The following is a 17,825-nucleotide window of genomic DNA, read 5'->3' as shown; positions in this document are numbered from 1 at the left end:
TCGGCGCAGCGCCACCGGACAAAACCTAATCCAGACGCCGTTTGGTTTTCAGCCACGTCAGACCGATAAACATCACCGCCGACGCAATCAAAAACAGCACGTTGACCAGCAGCACCACCGGAATATTGCCCGCCAGAAACAGGCTTTGCAGAGTACTAACGAAATAGCGCGCCGGGATCACATAGGTCACCGCGCGGATCACCGCCGGCATACTGTCTATCTGGAAAATAAACCCGGACAGCATAATCGACGGTAAAAAGGCGGCGTTCAGCGCCACCTGCGCGGCGTTAAACTGGTTGCGGGTAATGGTTGAGATCAGCAGCCCCATCCCCAGGGTGCTGAGCAAAAACAGACTGGTAATGACAAACAGGATCGGCAGCGAGCCGCGATAGGGCACGCCGAGAATAAATACCGACACCAGCATACACAACAGCATCGCCAGCATGCCGAGGAAATAGTAGGGAATGAGCTTGCACAGCAGCAGTTCGGCGCGGGTGATCTCCGTCGACAGCAGCGCCTCCATGGTGCCGCGCTCCCATTCGCGGGCCACCACCAGCGAGGTCAGTATGGCGCCGACCACGGTCATGATGATGGTGATCGCCCCGGGGATAATAAAGTGCTGGCTAATAGCCGCCGGGTTAAACCAGTAGCGCATCTGCACGTCGATCAGCGGTTCAAAGGTTTCGCCGCGGTCTTCCGCCCGCTGCTGCTGCCAGATTTGCCAAATACCTTCCACATAGCCCTGAGCGAAGTTGGCGGTATTGGGCTCGCTGCCGTCGGTGATGAGCTGCAGCGGTGCGTCGGCGCCGGGGCGGGCCATCTGGCGGTCGAAATCCACCGGAATGACCACCATGGCGCGGATGCGCCCGGCCTGCATCATCTCAATCAGCTGCCTGCGGCTGTCGCTGACGGTGGCGTCGATATAGGGCGAGCCGGTCATGGTATGGACGAAATCCAGCGCCTCTTCGCTCTGCTGCTCAAGCAATACCCCGACCCGCAGCCTGCTGGAGTCGAGGTTAATGCCGTAGCCGAAGATAAACAGCAGCAGCAGGGGGATCACCACCGCGATCAGCCAACTGCTGGGATCGCGCACAATCTGCCGGGTCTCTTTGACGCACAGGGCGCGGACCCGCCGCCAGGAGAGAATGCTATTGCCCATGGCTATTCTCCTTGTCCCAGCGGTTAATCAGGGTAATAAACGCCTGCTCCATGGTTGGGTCCGTCTGGCTGTCGTCCGCCGCCTGGGCCTTCAGCGCGTCCGGGGTCCCGCTGGCGATAAGTTTGCCGTGATAGACCAGCCCGATGCGGTCGCAGTATTCCGCCTCATCCATGAAGTGGGTGGTGACCATTACCGTCACGCCTTTATCAACCATGCTATTAATATGTAGCCAGAACTCGCGGCGGGTAAGGGGATCGACGCCGGAGGTGGGTTCATCGAGAAACAGAATATCGGGTTCATGCATCAGGGAGCAGGCCAGCGCCAGCCGCTGCTTGTAGCCGAGCGGCAGCTCGTCGGCGGCGTGGCGGGCGATACTTTTCAGGCCAAAGGCATCGCTCATCCGGGCGATTTTTTCATTTTGCGCCCGGCCGCGCAGGCCATAGACGCCGGAGAAAAAGCGCAGGTTTTGCTCGACGCTGAGGTTGCCGTACAGCGAAAATTTTTGCGCCATATAGCCCAGATGCTGGCGCGCCTTGCCAGAGCTGACCTTGAGATCCATTCCCAGCACCAGCGCTTTGCCGGAGGTGGGCACCAGCAGGCCGCACATCATTTTGAAGGTGGTGGATTTCCCGGCGCCGTTGGGGCCGAGCAGGCCGAAAATTTCACCGCGCTTAACCTGGAAATCGACATGGTCGGTAGCGGCGAAATCACCAAACTTTTTCGTTAACGACTGGGCTTCAATGACCGTTTCCTCTTTGCTGCCGTCAACGCGATGGATAATCGCCCCCAACGGCGATTCAGCGGTCCCGGCGCCGCCGAGCAGGTCGATAAACGCATCTTCAAAGCGCGGTGCGGTGTCGGCCACCTGCAGGGGCGGCATGTCGCCATGCTGCTGGACTTCCTCAATGCGCGCGTCCTTTTTCAGGATCAGACGCACCGATTTGCCCTGGATCACCCCGTCGCTAACCTGCGGCAGCTTCAGCGCCCGCTGCAGCAGGCGGCGGTTGTTTTCCTGCGGGCTGGAAACCAGAAAGCTGCGCCCGGCCATGGTTTGCGTCAGCGCCGTCGGCTCGCCCTGGTAGAGCAGTTTGCCTTCGTTCATCAGCAGCACATCGCGACACTGCTCGGCTTCATCGAGATAGGAGGTGCTCCACAGGATCAGCATGCCGTCGCCGGCCAGCTCGTGCACCATCTGCCATAGCTCGCGGCGCGAGATAGGGTCGACGCCGACGCCGGGCTCATCGAGCAGCAGTACTTTCGGATCGCCCACCAGGGTACAGGCGAGGCCCAGCTTTTGCTTCATCCCGCCGGAAAGCTTGCCTGCCAGCCGTTCGGTGAATGGACCAAGGGAGGTGAACTCCAGCAGGCGGTCGAAAATTTTCTTCCGCGCCTCGCCGGTGACGCTGCGCAGGTCGGCGTACAGGGTCAGGTTTTCCATCACCGTCAGATCTTCATACAGGCCGAACTTCTGTGGCATATAGCCGAGCACCGCGTGCAGGGCGCTGTCGTCTTTTAGCGGGTCGAAGCCTATCACGCTGGCGCGACCCTCATCAGGCTTGAGCAATCCGGCGAGCATTCGCATCAGGGTGGTTTTCCCCGCGCCGTCGGGCCCCACCAGCCCGGTGACGTAGCCGGCGCGGATCGTACAGGTGAGCGGCGCTACCGCTGGCCTGTCCATACCGGGAAAACGGCGGCTCAGGCCGTTTAAGGCGATGACGGTCTCACTCATGTCCGTTCCCGTGGCTAAAGGAGATGGTCACCGGCATTCCCTGGCGCAGCGCGCCGTCGGCATCAGTCACCACAATGCGCAGACGGTAGACCAGATCGGTGCGCAGATCCGGGGTCTCGACGGTCTTCGGCGTGAATTCAGCGCTCGGCGAGACAAAACCGATTTTGCCGTGATAGGGCTTATCCGGCCGGCTGTCGGTATAGAGCAGCACTTCTTGTCCCGGCTGCGCCTGGCCGAGGTTTTTCTCGTCAACATAGGCGCGGACCCACACCGGATGCGTTAACGACAGGGTCAGTACGGTACCGCCGGCGTTGAGCATAGTGCCGGGCTCGACGGCGCGGGTCATCAGCGTACCGTCAGAAGGGGCGGTGAGCACGGTATCGTGCAGGTCCAGTTTGGCCTGGGCCAGCGCCGCCTGCGCCTGTTCCAGACTGGCTTTGGCCTGGGCAATCTCCTGCGGGCGGTTACCGGCGCGATACTGACGCAGCTTATCCTGCGCCGATTTGAGCGTTGCCTGCGCCTGATCGCGCGAGGAGCGGGCATTCTCCAGATCGTTGGCGGAAATGGCGCTGCTGGCGCGCAGCCCGAGCTGGCGCTGATAAAAGTTTTGCGCATAGTCGTAAGCGGCCTGCGCCTGTTTCACCGCCGCCGCGGCCTGGGCAATCTCTTCCGCGCGGTAGCCGGCCATCATCAGGTCATACTGCGCCTGGGCGGTGGAGACATTGGCCTGGGCCTGCAGCAGGGCATTTTCATACGGCGCGCGGTCAAGCTCGCCGAGAGTTTGCCCGGCGCGGATGCTGTCGCCTTCGTCGACGGTCAGCGAGGCCAGCCTACCGCCAACGCGGAAGCTCATGTTGACGGTGCGGATATCGACATTGCCATACAGGGTCAGCGGCTGCTGCCGGCTGCTCTGGTACCACCACCAGCCGCCGCCCAGCGCGGCGAGAAGAATTACGATCAGCAGAATGACGACGACGGGTTTTTTCATCAGCCCAAACTCCTTTGCGATAACCCATGCAGGATGAAATCGATATGACAGGTAATGACTTCGAAAATCTGTTCCGTTTTTTGCGCGTCAAACTGCGTCCAGCCGGTGCGCAGCAGGATAGTTTCACGCCCGAGACGGAAAGCGAGCACCTCGCCCAGCAGGGCGTGGGTATGGAGGATCATTTGCGTATCACTGGCTTCGCAGCCGGTCCAGGCGGCAATCAGCCGGGTGAGATAATGGTGCAGGGGGGCAATCACCTGCTGGTGGATCAGATGGTAGGCGGCGGTCGGCGCCAGCTGCTCACGGGAAATGAATTTGCTTAGGTTAACCGTATCGTCCTGGGTGAGCAGCAGGATCATGTTGTGGCAGGCGCTAAGGATGAGGTCGCGGATCGCCTGGCGATCCGGCGCTTCCCCGGCAAGCAGGTGCTCCGCCGCTTCGGCCTGCGGGCGAAAATTGTCGCCGATAAAATCGGCGATCCACTGGGCGCAGGCAAGATACAGATCGTCTTTCGAGCCAAAATAATAGGTGATAGCGGCGATATTCTGCCCGGCCTGGGCGGCGATATCGCGGGTGGTGGCGTGCTGGCCGTACTCGCCAAACTGGGCGATAGCGGCCGCGATAAGCTGATTTTTTGCCTGTTCGCCTTTACTGGTCATCGCGCTCGGTAAAAATTAATCAATCGATTGATTAACTTTAGGCGCCGACTGGCGGTTTGTCCACCAGCCGGGATCAAATATGGAACCCTTCCTCTTTCAGCTCTCCGGCGACCCAGGCGAAGAAGCGCTGGACCTTCTCCTTCTGTTCATTAGCGTGGGGGAGGACGAAGTGGTGCGCGCCGACCGGCATGCTCCGCTCGTCGGCAAATACCGGCGTCAGCTGCCCCTGGCGCACGTGTCCGCCGGCCAGCAGATTGCTCTCGAGGATCACGCCCATCCCCATTCTGGCCGCCTCGATGCTCATATATGACCGGTCGAAATTAAAAATGAAGTTTTTATGCCAGCCGCGGACCTTGTGCCACGACAGCCAGTTGCTCCAGTTAATCAAGGTGCTGTCGGAGTGGATCAGATCGCAGGCCAGCAGATCTTCCACAACCTGCACAGGATGGCAGGCTAAATAAGACGCTGCGCTGTAGGGCAGGACGCGCTCATTTTTAATGGTTCTGACCAGCAGCGTCGGCCACTGTGACAGCCCGTGACGAATATCGATATCAATATTATCCCGGGAGAACTGGATGCTTTCGTATGAACAGGTCAGGCTGATTTTTAACGCCGGCCACGCCTGGCGGAATTTATCCAGACGGGGCATCAGCCATAGCAGGCCGAAGCTCGGCGCCGAATGAATGCGTAAATAATCCTGATGGATATCGTTGATCACCTGGCTGGTGGCCTGGCCAATCATATTTAGCGCCCCGGAGACCTCTTTGAGATATTTTTCTCCCACCGCCGTTAACGTGACGCCTTTGCTGCTGCGGGAGAACAGTTTTTTCCCCAGAAAGTGCTCCAGGCTAGCTATCTGATGGCTGACCGCCGAGGCGGTAATATTGAGATTCTCTGCGGCCAGGTTAAGGCTGCCGGTAGCGGCGACTTCAATAAAAGCCTGGATATTGCGTAAAGAGGGCATCGGCAGATTTTTATTGGGTAGCGGTTGGCTCATGGCGGCATCCTGCGCGGGGCGCGAATAAAAGAAAATAGCGAACAGCGTGGCGCAGCCGGGATGTACAGCATAGGGAAAAGCGAAAAAACAACGTTAATTTGTGATGGGCTTAACAATTTATCTTGTTAAAAGCGCGCAGGTCAGTAAACGCTAAAAATTTGCGGGAAGTCACTAACTCAATTTTTCTCAATCATAATTGAGGTTTTTTGAATACCGTTTCATTTTGGGGTTGTTATATTCCTCTCACAGGCCTGATAACAAACTGCGATGCTCTTGCATCGCAATTATAAAACACCTAACCACCTGTTTCGCTGGCGAAAAGCATTTATCTCTTGCTCCTGTATGGATAGTAAAACGCGGTGATCCGAAGCGGCAGCTTACAGCGAAGTGGATGAGGTATAAAACGAGGAAACCCTATGTCACGTATAGATACGCTGGTCTGTACTGACGCCAGGAAAACGAAATATCGTTTCGTGGTTTTGACGATGATTTTTCTGGTGTATGCCATCAATTACGCCGACCGAACGAATATTGGCGCGGTACTGCCTTTCATCATTGATGAGTTTCATATCAATAATTTTGAAGCCGGGGCCATCGCCAGTATGTTTTTCCTCGGCTATGCGGTAAGCCAGATCCCGGCCGGCTTTTTCATCGCCAAACGCGGTACCCGGGGGCTGGTATCGCTCTCCATTTTCGGCTTCTCCGCCTTTACCTGGCTGATGGGCACGGTGAGCTCGGTGTTTGGCCTGAAGCTGGTGCGGCTGGGACTGGGGCTGAGCGAAGGGCCTTGCCCGGTGGGGCTGGCTTCCACCATAAATAACTGGTTTCCACCAAAAGAGAAAGCCACAGCAACCGGCGTTTACATCGCGGCGACCATGTTTGCGCCGATTATTGTGCCGCCGCTGGCGGTGTGGATTGCGGTAACCTGGGGCTGGCGGTGGGTCTTTTTCTCTTTTGCTATACCCGGAATTGTGGCGGCCATCGCGTGGTATCTGCTGGTCAAATCCAAGCCTGCTGAGAGCGGATTTGTTTCCCAAAGCGAACTGGCAGAGATTAATGCCGGGCGTGAAAGTCATAATAATAGCGTACGCGAAAATATCTTAATTGCCGAAAGATTTACCTGGCTGGATAAAATCATTCGGGTAAAGAAGATGGCGCCAATTGATACGGCGAAAGGCTTATTCACCTCAAAAAATATTCTCGGTGACTGCCTGGCGTATTTTATGATGGTTAGCGTGCTGTACGGATTATTAACCTGGATCCCCCTGTATTTAGTGAAAGAGCGCGGTTTCGATGTAATGAGTATGGGCTTCGTGGCCAGTATGCCGTGCATCGGCGGCTTTATTGGCGCGATCGGCGGCGGATGGGTTTCGGATAAGCTATTAGGCCGCCGGCGTAAACCCACCATGATGTTCACTGCGGTGTCAACGGTGGTCATGATGCTAATTATGCTGAATATCCCGGCCAGCACCCTGGCAGTTTGTATTGGATTATTCTTTGTCGGCTTTTGTTTAAATATCGGCTGGCCAGCCTTTACCGCGTACGGTATGGCCGTTTCGGATAGCAAAACCTATCCAATCGCCTCTTCCATAATTAATAGCGGCGGCAACCTCGGTGGATTTGTCGCGCCGATGGCGGCTGGTTTCTTGCTTGATAAAACCGGGAGTTTTAATTCTGTATTTACCTATTTTGGTATCTGCGCCGCCATTGGTTTGGTGGTGATTCTTTTCCTCGATGAACCACAATAACGGAAATATATCCTGTTAATTAATATGACGTAATGTCATGGAGTGAAACTATGTTATTAAAAGATAAAGTCGCCATTATTACTGGCGCGGCCTCCGCACGCGGTTTGGGCTTCGCGACTGCGAAATTATTCGCCGAAAACGGCGCGAAAGTGGTCATTATCGACCTCAATGGCGAAGCCAGTAAAACCGCCGCGGCGGCATTAGGCGAAGGCCATCTCGGCCTGGCAGCCAACGTCGCTGATGAAGTGCAGGTGCAGGCGGCCATCGAACAGATCCTGGCGAAATACGGTCGGGTTGATGTACTGGTCAATAACGCCGGGATTACCCAGCCGCTGAAGCTGATGGATATCAAGCGCGCCAACTATGACGCGGTTCTTGATGTTAGCCTGCGCGGTACGCTGCTGATGTCGCAGGCGGTTATCCCCACCATGCGGGCGCAAAAATCCGGCAGCATCGTCTGCATCTCGTCCGTCTCCGCCCAGCGCGGCGGCGGTATCTTTGGCGGACCGCACTACAGCGCGGCAAAAGCCGGGGTGCTGGGTCTGGCGCGGGCGATGGCGCGCGAGCTTGGCCCGGATAACGTCCGCGTTAACTGCATCACCCCGGGGCTGATTCAGACCGACATTACCGCCGGCAAGCTGACTGATGACATGACGGCCAACATTCTTGCCGGCATTCCGATGAACCGCCTTGGCGACGCGATAGACATCGCGCGCGCCGCGCTGTTCCTCGGCAGCGATCTTTCCTCCTACTCCACCGGCATCACCCTGGACGTCAACGGCGGCATGTTAATTCACTAAGCGAGGCAAACAGATGAAGATGACCGAATCACAAAAAGTCGCCGCGGCGGCGTGGCGTATTCGCCGTTACGCCCTGCAAATGGGGGAAGTGCAGGGGCAGGGCTATATCGGCCAGGCGCTGGGCTATGCCGATGTGCTCGCCACCGCCTTCAGCCATGCCATGACCTATCGCCCGGAAGATCCCGAGTGGGAGGGGCGCGATCGCTTCCTGCTCTCTCATGGCCATTACGCTATCGCTTATTATGCCGCGCTGCTGGAGGCGGGCATTATCCCGGAAGCCGAACTGGAAACCTACGGCTCCGACGACAGCCGCCTGCCGATGTCCGGCATGGCGACCTACACCCCGGGGATGGAGATGTCCGGCGGCTCGCTGGGGCAGGGGCTGTCCATTGCCGTCGGCATGGCGCTTGGGCTGCGGCAGAAACAGAGCAAGGCCTGGGTCTACAACTCCATGTCCGATGGGGAGCTGGACGAAGGGTCGACCTGGGAGGCAGCGATGTCGGCGGCTCACTATGGCCTGAGCAACCTGATTAACCTTGTCGATGTCAACAAACAGCAGGCTGACGGCGATTCACGCAAAATCCTCGGCTTTGAGCCGCTGCAGGATAAATGGGCCGCCTTCGGCTGGTACGTACAGCGCGTGGACGGTAACGATCTGCCGGCGGTGATGGCCGCCTTTGACAACGCGAAAAGTTATTCCGGCAATCAGCCGCGGGTCATTTTATGCGACACGCTGATGGGCAAAGGGGTGCCGTTCCTCGAAACCCGCGATAAAAACCATTTTATTCGCGTCGATGCCGACGAATGGCAAAAAGCGATCGCGGTGCTGGACGCTAACAAACCGGAAGGAGTGCTGTAATGAGCCAGAGTCAACCCCGTTTAAAAACGTCGGCGATGATCGCCTCGATTGCTGATGAAGGCCAGGCGACCGTCCCTGCGCCCTTCGGCGTCGCGCTGTCAAAACTGGCGGCGCAGCGCCCGGAAATCGTCGGCATGACCGCGGACCTGTCAAAATATACCGATCTGCATATTTTCGCCCAGGCCTTCCCGGATCGCTTTTTCCAGATGGGCATGGCCGAACAGCTGCTGATGGCGGCGGCAGGGGGGATGGCGAAGGAGGGATTTATTCCTTTCGCCACCACCTATGCCGCCTTTGCAACCCGTCGCGCCTATGATTTTATTCACCAGGTCATCGCCGAAGAGCATCTGAACGTGAAGATCTGCGCGGCGCTGCCGGGCCTGACGACCGGCTATGGCCCCAGCCATCAGGCCACCGAAGATCTGGCGATCATGCGCGGTATCCCCGGGATGGTTATCGTCGATCCTTGCGATGCGCTGGAGATAGAGCAGGCGGTACCGGCCATTGCCGATCACCAGGGGCCGGTGTATATGCGTCTGCTGCGCGGTAAGGTGCCGCTGGTGCTGGATAAATATGACTATCAGTTCGAACTGGGTAAGGCGAAGCTGCTGGAGGACGGCAACGATGTGCTGATTATCTCCTCCGGGCTGATGACCATGCGCGCGCTGGAGGCGGCTGAAAAGCTGCGGGCCGATAATATCGGCGTGGCGGTTCTGCACGTGCCGACCATCAAACCGCTGGATGAGAAAGCGATTATTGAACAGGCGTCGAAGCCGGGCCGCCTGGTGGTAACTGCGGAGAACCACACCGCGGTCGGCGGCCTGGGGGAAGCGGTGGCCGCGCTGCTGATGCGTAAGGGCGTACGCTGTGAGCTGGATAGCGTGGGGCTGCCCGACGCGTTCCTGTTAGCCGGCGCCCTGCCGACCCTCCACGATCGCTACGGCATCTCCACCGCGAAGATTGTCGAAAAAATTAAGTATCGTCTGCGTTAACCGCGCTGCTATGGCCCACTGGCCGCTGAGCGCGCTCAGCGGCCTTCTCATGCCCGCCAGCCAGGCGCGGCATTCTTTTGCAGATTTTATGCGGCCTGTCACAAAATCTGCTAGACTGCGCCCCTTCATGGCATTGTGGTTTTTGCCATCTCTTATCGCAATAATCTCCCTGAAAACTACGCCCTTCACCGGGCCGGGGCGGTTCGGAGTTGTTATGTCTTTTGATTCCCTAGGCCTGAATCCCGATATCCTGCGCGCTGTCGCTGAGCAGGGCTACGTTGAGCCGACCCCTATCCAGCAGCAGGCGATCCCGGCGGTACTGCAGGGCCGTGACCTGATGGCCAGCGCCCAGACCGGCACCGGTAAAACGGCGGGCTTTACCCTGCCGCTGCTGCAGCGCCTGATCCAGAATGAGCCGCACGCAAAGGGCCGTCGTCCGGTGCGCGCGCTGATCCTGACCCCGACCCGTGAGCTGGCGGCGCAGGTGGGCGAGAACGTCCGCGATTACAGTAAATACCTGAATATTCGCTCGCTGGTGGTCTTTGGCGGCGTGAGCATCAACCCGCAGATGATGAAGCTGCGCGGCGGCGTCGACATCCTCGTCGCCACCCCGGGCCGTCTGCTGGATCTTGAACATCAGAACGCCGTCAGTCTTGATAAAGTTGAAATCCTCGTGCTGGACGAAGCGGACCGTATGCTGGATATGGGCTTTATCCATGACATCCGTCGCGTACTGGCCAAACTGCCGGCGCGTCGACAGAACCTGCTGTTCTCGGCGACCTTCTCCGACGAGATCAAGGGCCTGGCCGAGAAACTGCTGCACAACCCGCTGGAAGTGGAAGTGGCGCGTCGTAACACCGCGTCCGAGCAGATCACCCAGCACGTCCATTTCGTTGACAAGAACCGCAAGCGTGAACTGCTGTCGCAGCTTATCGGCGAAGGCAACTGGCAGCAGGTGCTGGTGTTTACCCGTACCAAGCATGGCGCCAACCACCTCGCGGAACAGCTCAACAAAGACGGCATCCGCAGCGCGGCGATCCATGGCAACAAGAGCCAGGGAGCGCGTACCCGCGCGCTGGCCGACTTTAAATCCGGCGGCATTCGCGTGCTGGTGGCGACCGATATCGCCGCCCGCGGTCTGGATATCGAAGAGCTGCCGCACGTGGTGAACTACGAGCTGCCGAACGTACCGGAAGATTACGTCCACCGTATCGGCCGTACCGGTCGCGCGGCGGCCACCGGCGAAGCCTTATCGCTGGTGTGCGTGGATGAGCATAAGCTGCTGCGCGATATCGAGCGCCTGCTGAAAAAAGAGATCCCGCGCATCGCGATTGCCGGCTATGAGCCGGATCCGTCCATTAAAGCCGAACCTATCCAGAACGGTCGCCAGCAGCGCGGCGGCGGTCGTGGGCAAGGTCAGGGACGCGGCGGCCAGGGTCAGGGACGCAGCGGACAGCCGCGCAGCCAGAATAATGCCCCGCGCCGTCAGGACGGCGAGGCGCCGAAAGCGCGCACTCAGGACGGCAAACCGCCGCGCCGCCGTCGCCCGCGTAAACCGGCTGGCGAATAACACGCTGATGTCCGGGCCGCGATAACGCGCCCCGGCTCAGGCCCGTCTGTCCGCTACGCGGCGGCGGGCCTTTTTCTTTCCATTACACTATTTGTCGAGCAGGCTTCCACACTCCGCAGAAAGCAATACCTCCGGGCGGGCAAAAATGGCACAATAGTGGCTGTTTATACAGTATTCAGGTTTTCTCATGGCTTTGACCGCTGCGCTGAAAGCGCAAATCGCCGCCTGGTATAAGGCGCTTCAGGAACAGATCCCGGACTTTATTCCGCGTCCCCCGCAGCGGCAGATGATCGCCGATGTGGCGAAAACCCTTGCCGGGGAAGAGGGCAGGCATCTGGCTATCGAAGCGCCGACCGGCGTCGGCAAAACGCTGTCATATCTGATCCCGGGCATCGCCATCGCCCGCGAGGAACAAAAAACGCTGGTGGTCAGCACCGCCAACGTCGCCCTGCAGGATCAAATCTACAGTAAGGACCTGCCGCTGCTGCGTAAAATCATTCCCTACCTGCGCTTCACCGCCGCCTTTGGCCGCGGACGCTACGTCTGTCCGCGCAACCTGACGGCGCTGGCCAGCACCGAGCCGTCGCAGCAGGATCTGCTGGCCTTTCTCGATGACGATCTCACCCCGAATAATCAGGCGGAGCAGAAGCTGTGCGCGACCCTGAAGCAGGATCTCGACAGCTACCGCTGGGACGGCCTGCGCGACCATACCGACAAAGCCATCGACGATGGGCTATGGAGCCGGCTGAGCACCGATAAGGCCAGCTGCCTGAACCGCAACTGCCACTACTATCGCGAGTGCCCGTTCTTTGTGGCGCGGCGGGAAATTCAGGAGGCGGAAGTGGTGGTGGCCAACCATGCGCTGGTGATGGCGGCGATGGAGAGCGAAGCGGTGCTGCCGGAGCCGAAAAACCTGCTGCTGGTCCTCGATGAAGGCCATCATCTGCCGGACGTCGCCCGCGACGCGCTGGAGATGAGCGCCGAGATCACCGCCCCCTGGTTTCGCCTGCAGCTGGATCTGTTCTGCAAGCTGGTGGCCACCTGCATGGAGCAGTTTCGTCCGAAAACCACGCCGCCGCTGGCCAATCCGGAGCGGCTCACCGCTCATTGCGAAGAGCTTTTCGAGCTGATTGCCTCGTTGAATAATATTCTCAATCTCTATATGCCCGCCGGTCAGGAAGCGGAGCATCGCTTCCCGATGGGCGAACTGCCGCAGGAGGTGATGGAGATCTGCCAGCGGCTGGCGAAGCTCACCGAGTTGCTGCGCGGCCTGGCGGAGCTGTTCCTGAACGATCTCAGCGAAAAGACCGGCAGCCATGACGTGGTGCGCCTGCATCGGGTGCTGCTGCAGATGAACCGCGCCCTTGGCATGTTTGAAAGCCAAAGCAAGCTGTGGCGCCTGGCGTCGCTGGCGCAGTCCTCAGGCGCGCCGGTAACCAAATGGGCGACGCGGGTGGTGCGCGATGGCCAGATCCACGTCTGGTTCCACTGCGTCGGGATCCGCGTCAGCGATCAGCTTGAACGGCTGCTGTGGCGCAGCGTGCCGCATATCGTGGTGACGTCAGCGACGCTGCGCTCGCTAAACAGCTTCTCGCGCCTGCAGGAGATGAGCGGTCTGAAGGAGAAAGCGGGGGACCGCTTCGTGGCGCTGGATTCGCCGTTCAACCACGTGGAGCAGGGGAAAATTATTATTCCTCAAATGCGTTATGAACCGCTGATGGATAACGAAGAGCAGCACATTGCCGAGATGGCGGCCTATTTTCGCCAGCAGGTGGAGAGCAAAAAACATCTCGGGATGCTGGTGCTGTTTGCCAGCGGGCGGGCGATGAACCGCTTCCTCGAGCATGTGACCGATCTGCGCCTGATGCTGTTGGTGCAGGGCGACCAGCCGCGCTACCGGCTGGTGGAGCTGCATCGCAAACGGGTGGAAAGCGGCGAGCGCAGCGTGCTGGTGGGTCTGCAGTCCTTTGCCGAAGGTCTCGATTTAAAAGGCGATCTGCTGAGCCAGGTGCATATCCATAAAATCGCTTTTCCGCCCATCGACAGCCCGGTAGTGATCACCGAAGGCGAATGGCTGAAAAGCCTCAATCGTTATCCCTTCGAGGTACAGAGTTTGCCCAGCGCCTCCTTTAATCTTATTCAGCAGGTGGGGCGTTTGATCCGTAGCCATAACTGCTGGGGAGAGGTGGTGATTTACGATAAGCGTCTGTTGACCAAAAACTACGGCGCGCGTCTACTGAACGCGTTACCTGTTTTTCCCATAGAGCAGCCGGGCGTTCCGGAGGTTATAGTAAAACGGAAAGCAAAACAGACAGCAAAACAGACAGCAAAACAGACGGGCCGCAAACGTCGCTGACGCCGGCGCGTGATGCACCAGGGGGAGCCATGGAGTACAGCAAAATTATAAAAGAGGTGGGTCGCGGTAAGAATCATGCCCGCGATCTCGATGAAGAGACCGCCCGTGCGCTCTACGCGCGGATGCTGAACAGCGAGGTGCCGGAGCTGGAGCTGGGGGGAATATTAATCGCCCTGCGCATTAAAGGCGAAGGCGAAGCGGAGATGAAAGGTTTTTACGCCGCGATGCAGCAGCATACGCTGCGCCTGACCCCGCCGGCCGGCAAGCCGATGCCGATCGTTATCCCCAGCTACAACGGCGCGCGCAAGCAGGCGAACCTCACGCCGCTGCTGGCGATGCTCCTGCACAAGCTGGGATTTCCGGTGGTGGTTCACGGCGTCAGTCACGATCCCACCCGGGTGCTGACCGAAACCATTTTTACCCTGCTGGACATTCCGGCCACCCTGCACGCCGGACAGGCTCAGGCGCAGCTGGAGGGCCATGAACCGGTGTATATCCCGGTGGGGACCTTCTGTCCGCCGCTGGAGAAACAGCTGGCGATGCGCTGGCGGATGGGCGTACGCAACAGCGCCCATACCCTGGCCAAGCTGGCCACGCCGTTTGGCGAAGGGGAGGCATTGCGTCTCTCCAGCGTGTCGCATCCGGAATATGTTCCCCGGGTGGCGAACTTCTTTCGCGAGACCGGTGGCCGCGCGCTGCTGATGCATGGTACCGAGGGCGAAGTGTACGCCAACCCGCAGCGCTGTCCGCAGATCAGCCTGATTGATGAGCAGGGCGTGCGGGTGCTGTACGAACGCCAGACTGAGATGGCAGCGGAGGCGGTGGTCCTGCCGACCTCGAAAGACCCTGAGGTCACCGCGCGCTGGATTGAACGCTGCGTCGCTGGCGTCGAACCGGTGCCCAACTCGTTGAAGATCCAGCTTGCCTGCTGCCTGCTGGCCTGCGGGGAAGTCACCTCGCTGGAGCAGGGCCTCAGCCGCGTCAACGACTGTTGGTGATCGGATCTGCAGGATAAAAAAAAGCCCGTCCGGTGGCTCGGACGGGCAAGGCAAGGGTATTAAAGGTCTTTTCAGGGTTAATTCAGTGGCTTACAGATGGGTGCAGCGATTATTTATAGATAACCGCAGTACCGCTCAGTTTGTTGTTGGTGTTAGCGGAAGTAATGCTGTAGCCGGTCGCGCCAGCGGCTTCGGCTTTAGCAGCCAGTTTTGCTTCCAGACCATCTAAAGTGGTTGCGCCTTGCGCAGACACCACGCCGATCTTATTCATGCTTTCAGCCTGAGCGGGGGTAACCGGTTCGGCGGCAAAGGCGCCGAAGGAAAGAGCGGTCAGAGCGATGGCAGCGGCAGCATATGTGATGTTTTTCATAGTTAATCTCTCGCAGGTTGTTCTGTTCAGGGGACGATGTTCCGTCGATGTGATAAGTATCACGCTTTTTTGCGGGAGATAAAATCGAAGGAAATTCACAGTCTTCATCGAATTTTTTGAATGATTAATAATTTACTGATTATTAATAAATTATTTCTCATTCTTTTCGTCACGAAGCGTAGCGTGGAAGACCGACGCGTTTAAGGGCACATATTGCGACTTTTTCCGCCAAAAAATGTGCGCGAAAAGATAATGCGAAAGGCTGTCATAAACGGTAAAGGAAAGTCAGCGTAGCTGGCTATCCTTGGAACCGCGACGATTATATCCTGAAAATGTATTGTTATGTAAATCTTTCTCCTGCTGGCACTTCACGCAGTATCTGACCCCTGGGATGGCCTGTCGACGGGCCTCCGGAATCGGCTCTCCGCATTCATCACAAAATTTGTTGCTTTCGCCGCGCGGAAGCTCGCGGCGGGCGCGAGCCACCGCATCGTCAATAGTGCTGTCGATCTGATCCTGTACGGCGCCGTCGCCTGCCCAACCTGATGCCATCGTCTGCCTCCTGTAAAAGGTTATTGATAAATTATAGCTGAACCGTACAGCCGGTTACCGCTGCTGGCGGCATTGATCCGCCAGGCTATCGCCCCCTGGCGGTGGGCCTTATCCGCGAGGGCGGCCGCCAGGTCGTCCAGGGTGCTGGCGCCGAAGGCGGAGACGGTGCCGACAGGGCGGAGCGGCCCGTTATAGGGCAGTACGGGTGGCGGTGGCAGGGGAGAGGCCGCGGTGGCATGAGCGGTGAGCGCCGCGGCGAACAGCAGCGAGACGAATTTCATCAGCATATCCTCATAAACCGCATGGGACATAGCTTAAGTGTAGGTCTTTCCAGACCGCGCGACAGGGAATGTTTAATGCAAAACAGTGCGTTTTGCATGCTACCGGCGCAGGGGAGCGCTACTCTGGCCGGTAGATTATTTAGCGGGCGTCAGGGCGGATCATGTCAAAGCGCAGGCTGTCATCAATACCGTAATAGGCGCTCGGGCCACCGGCGCGCAGGATCGGCTGGGCCCGGGCGGTTTGATAGATACCGTTGTCCAGCAGTGATTCATCGATATGCACGGCGACCACTTCACCGAGCACCAGCCACGTATCGACAGGGTTGCCGTCGGCGGTGGTGAGTTGAATACACTGCGACAGACGGCACTCAAAGTTTACCGGACTCTCCGCGACCCGGGGAGCGCTGACCAGGCGGCTGGCGGCGGCGGTGAGGCCGGCGCGCACGAATTCGTCCTCATGGTGCGGAATCGAGGCTGACGTTTCATTCATCGCCATGGCCAGCGGTCGCGTCGCCAGGTTCCAGACGAACTCCTTTGTTTCGACGATATTTCGCACGCTGTCTTTCCAGCCGCTACTGGCGAAACCAATGATTGGCGGCCGATAGTTAAAGCAGTTAAAAAAGCTGTATGGCGCCAGATTACGCTGGCCCTCGGCGTCCTGGGAGGCGATCCAGCCTATCGGGCGAGGCCCGATTATCGCGTTCAGCGGGTCATGCGGCAGGCCGTGGCCCTGCGAAGGTTGATAAAAGTACATGCTGCACCTGTCACGGATAATGGAGATATCCAGACTCCCTTATTTACCGCGCCGCCGTCAACGGGTATCTTACGCGGCTGTTCAAAGGAGATTGTCATGAAAGCCCAGAAACCGGGGTTACACCCGCGTAACCGCCACCATCAACGCTACGACCTGCCCGCGCTCTGCCAGGCCCATCCTGACCTGCAGGGCTACATTACGCTCAATCCGCTGGGTGAGCAGACCATTGATTTTGCCAATCCGCAGGCGGTGAAGGCGTTGAATAAAGCGCTGCTGGCGCATTTCTACGCGGTCAAACACTGGGACATTCCTGACGGCTTTCTCTGTCCGCCGGTGCCTGGGCGGGCCGACTATATTCATCATCTGGCGGATCTGCTGGCCGGGGATAGCGGCGAGGTGCCGAAGGATGCCACGATCCTTGATATTGGCACCGGCGCTAACCTCATCTATCCCCTGATCGGCGCTCACGAGTATGGCTGGCGCTTTACCGGCAGTGAAATCAACCCGCAGGCGTTCGCCAGCGCGCAGGCGATTATCAATGGCAACCCGGGCTTGACCCGGCAGATCCGCCTGCGCCGGCAAAAAGAGAGCCAGGCTATCTTTCACGGCGTGATCCATAAAAACGAGACCTACGACGCCACGCTGTGTAATCCGCCGTTCCATGACTCCGCAGAGAGCGCCCGGGCGGGGGGCGAGCGCAAGCGCCGCAACCTCGGACTCGGCGCCGAAAGTGGCCTCAATTTTGGCGGTCAGCAGCAGGAGCTGTGGTGCGAAGGGGGCGAAGTAGCCTTTATCTCGCAGATGATCCGCGAAAGCCAGGCCTTCGCCCGCCAGGTGAAATGGTTTACCTCGCTGGTGTCGCGTGGCGATAATCTGCCGCCGCTCTACCGCCTGCTGACCGAGGTCGGCGCAGTGAAAGTGGTGAAAAAGGAGATGGCCCAGGGGCAAAAGCAAAGTCGCTTTATCGCCTGGAGCTTTATGGACGACGCCAAACGCCGTCGTCCATTCTAACG

The 17,825-nt window shown here is 58.6% G+C and carries 18 protein-coding genes; 9 read left to right on the top strand and 9 right to left on the bottom strand.

Annotated elements, in window-relative coordinates:
- Positions 1–25: 25 nt before the first annotated feature.
- The 5 genes from KB892_RS17555 to KB892_RS17535 all read right to left on the bottom strand — a co-directional run bounded on the left by KB892_RS17555 (position 26) and on the right by KB892_RS17535 (position 5,532).
- Positions 26–1,159, bottom strand: a complete 1,134-nt coding sequence (locus KB892_RS17555; RefSeq protein ID WP_002895739.1) for an ABC transporter permease — start codon at positions 1,157–1,159, stop codon at positions 26–28.
- Entirely contained in the window at positions 1,149–2,888 is a 1,740-nt protein-coding gene (locus KB892_RS17550; RefSeq protein ID WP_002895741.1) for an ATP-binding cassette domain-containing protein, read from the bottom strand. The genes KB892_RS17555 and KB892_RS17550 overlap by 11 nt, the downstream gene beginning before the upstream one ends.
- Positions 2,881–3,876, bottom strand: a complete 996-nt coding sequence (gene hlyD, locus KB892_RS17545; protein ID WP_002895745.1) for a secretion protein HlyD — start codon at positions 3,874–3,876, stop codon at positions 2,881–2,883. The genes KB892_RS17550 and hlyD overlap by 8 nt, the downstream gene beginning before the upstream one ends.
- Positions 3,876–4,535: a transcriptional regulator CecR gene (gene cecR, locus KB892_RS17540; RefSeq protein ID WP_002895746.1), complete on the bottom strand. Its 660-nt coding sequence runs from the start codon at positions 4,533–4,535 to the stop codon at positions 3,876–3,878. Before cecR ends, hlyD begins: the two co-directional genes overlap by 1 nt.
- A gap of 73 nt (positions 4,536–4,608) precedes the next feature.
- Positions 4,609–5,532, bottom strand: a complete 924-nt coding sequence (locus tag KB892_RS17535; RefSeq protein ID WP_002895747.1) for a LysR substrate-binding domain-containing protein — start codon at positions 5,530–5,532, stop codon at positions 4,609–4,611.
- On the opposite strand from KB892_RS17535, the gene KB892_RS17530 reads away from it, so the two are divergent.
- The 8 genes from KB892_RS17530 to ybiB all read left to right on the top strand — a co-directional run bounded on the left by KB892_RS17530 (position 5,524) and on the right by ybiB (position 14,855).
- On the top strand, positions 5,524–5,661 hold the full coding sequence (locus KB892_RS17530) for a hypothetical protein (protein WP_004142057.1): 138 nt from the start codon (positions 5,524–5,526) through the stop codon (positions 5,659–5,661). The genes KB892_RS17535 and KB892_RS17530 overlap by 9 nt on opposite strands.
- 287 nt (positions 5,662–5,948) lie before the next feature.
- Positions 5,949–7,280 carry an MFS transporter gene (locus KB892_RS17525; protein WP_002895749.1) on the top strand — a complete coding sequence of 444 codons (1,332 nt, stop codon included), beginning with the start codon at positions 5,949–5,951 and terminating at the stop codon, positions 7,278–7,280.
- Between the two features lie 50 nt (positions 7,281–7,330).
- A complete protein-coding gene (locus KB892_RS17520; protein WP_002895750.1) occupies positions 7,331–8,080 on the top strand; it encodes an SDR family NAD(P)-dependent oxidoreductase in 750 nt (249 codons plus the stop codon).
- Positions 8,081–8,093: 13 nt separating this feature from the next.
- Positions 8,094–8,939, top strand: a complete 846-nt coding sequence (locus tag KB892_RS17515) for a transketolase (protein WP_002895753.1) — start codon at positions 8,094–8,096, stop codon at positions 8,937–8,939.
- The gene (locus tag KB892_RS17510) at positions 8,939–9,931 is read left to right on the top strand and encodes a transketolase family protein (RefSeq protein WP_002895757.1); all 993 of its coding nucleotides are present in this window, start codon (positions 8,939–8,941) and stop codon (positions 9,929–9,931) included. Before KB892_RS17515 ends, KB892_RS17510 begins: the two co-directional genes overlap by 1 nt.
- Positions 9,932–10,145: 214 nt before the next feature.
- Positions 10,146–11,501: an ATP-dependent RNA helicase RhlE gene (rhlE, locus tag KB892_RS17505; RefSeq protein WP_004151702.1), complete on the top strand. Its 1,356-nt coding sequence runs from the start codon at positions 10,146–10,148 to the stop codon at positions 11,499–11,501.
- Positions 11,502–11,688: 187 nt separating this feature from the next.
- Positions 11,689–13,857: an ATP-dependent DNA helicase DinG gene (dinG, locus tag KB892_RS17500; RefSeq protein WP_002895819.1), complete on the top strand. Its 2,169-nt coding sequence runs from the start codon at positions 11,689–11,691 to the stop codon at positions 13,855–13,857.
- A gap of 29 nt (positions 13,858–13,886) precedes the next feature.
- On the top strand, positions 13,887–14,855 hold the full coding sequence (gene ybiB, locus KB892_RS17495; RefSeq protein WP_002895821.1) for a DNA-binding protein YbiB: 969 nt from the start codon (positions 13,887–13,889) through the stop codon (positions 14,853–14,855).
- 109 nt (positions 14,856–14,964) lie between these two features.
- On the opposite strand, the gene ybiJ is transcribed toward ybiB, so the two are convergent.
- From ybiJ to KB892_RS17475, 4 genes are all read right to left on the bottom strand, one after another.
- Positions 14,965–15,225 carry a DUF1471 family protein YbiJ gene (gene ybiJ / locus KB892_RS17490; protein ID WP_002895822.1) on the bottom strand — a complete coding sequence of 87 codons (261 nt, stop codon included), beginning with the start codon at positions 15,223–15,225 and terminating at the stop codon, positions 14,965–14,967.
- A 285-nt stretch (positions 15,226–15,510) separates the two neighbouring features.
- Positions 15,511–15,777 carry a DksA/TraR family C4-type zinc finger protein gene (locus KB892_RS17485; RefSeq protein ID WP_002895824.1) on the bottom strand — a complete coding sequence of 89 codons (267 nt, stop codon included), beginning with the start codon at positions 15,775–15,777 and terminating at the stop codon, positions 15,511–15,513.
- Positions 15,778–15,797: 20 nt separating this feature from the next.
- Positions 15,798–16,058 (bottom strand): YdgH/BhsA/McbA family protein, encoded by a 261-nt coding sequence (locus tag KB892_RS17480; RefSeq protein ID WP_004176771.1) that lies wholly within the window; start codon positions 16,056–16,058, stop codon positions 15,798–15,800.
- Between the two features lie 139 nt (positions 16,059–16,197).
- A complete protein-coding gene (locus tag KB892_RS17475; RefSeq protein WP_002895828.1) occupies positions 16,198–16,812 on the bottom strand; it encodes a flavin reductase family protein in 615 nt (204 codons plus the stop codon).
- Positions 16,813–16,908: 96 nt separating this feature from the next.
- On the opposite strand from KB892_RS17475, the gene rlmF reads away from it, so the two are divergent.
- Positions 16,909–17,823: a 23S rRNA (adenine(1618)-N(6))-methyltransferase RlmF gene (rlmF, locus tag KB892_RS17470; RefSeq protein ID WP_002895831.1), complete on the top strand. Its 915-nt coding sequence runs from the start codon at positions 16,909–16,911 to the stop codon at positions 17,821–17,823.
- The last annotated feature ends 2 nt before the right edge of the window (positions 17,824–17,825 follow it).

This window comes from Klebsiella sp. P1927 (assembly GCF_018204675.1).
Taxonomy (GTDB): Bacteria; Pseudomonadota; Gammaproteobacteria; order Enterobacterales; family Enterobacteriaceae; genus Klebsiella; species Klebsiella pneumoniae.
Note: the sequence above shows the minus strand (reverse complement) of the source record. Positions and strands in the feature narration are given on the sequence as shown.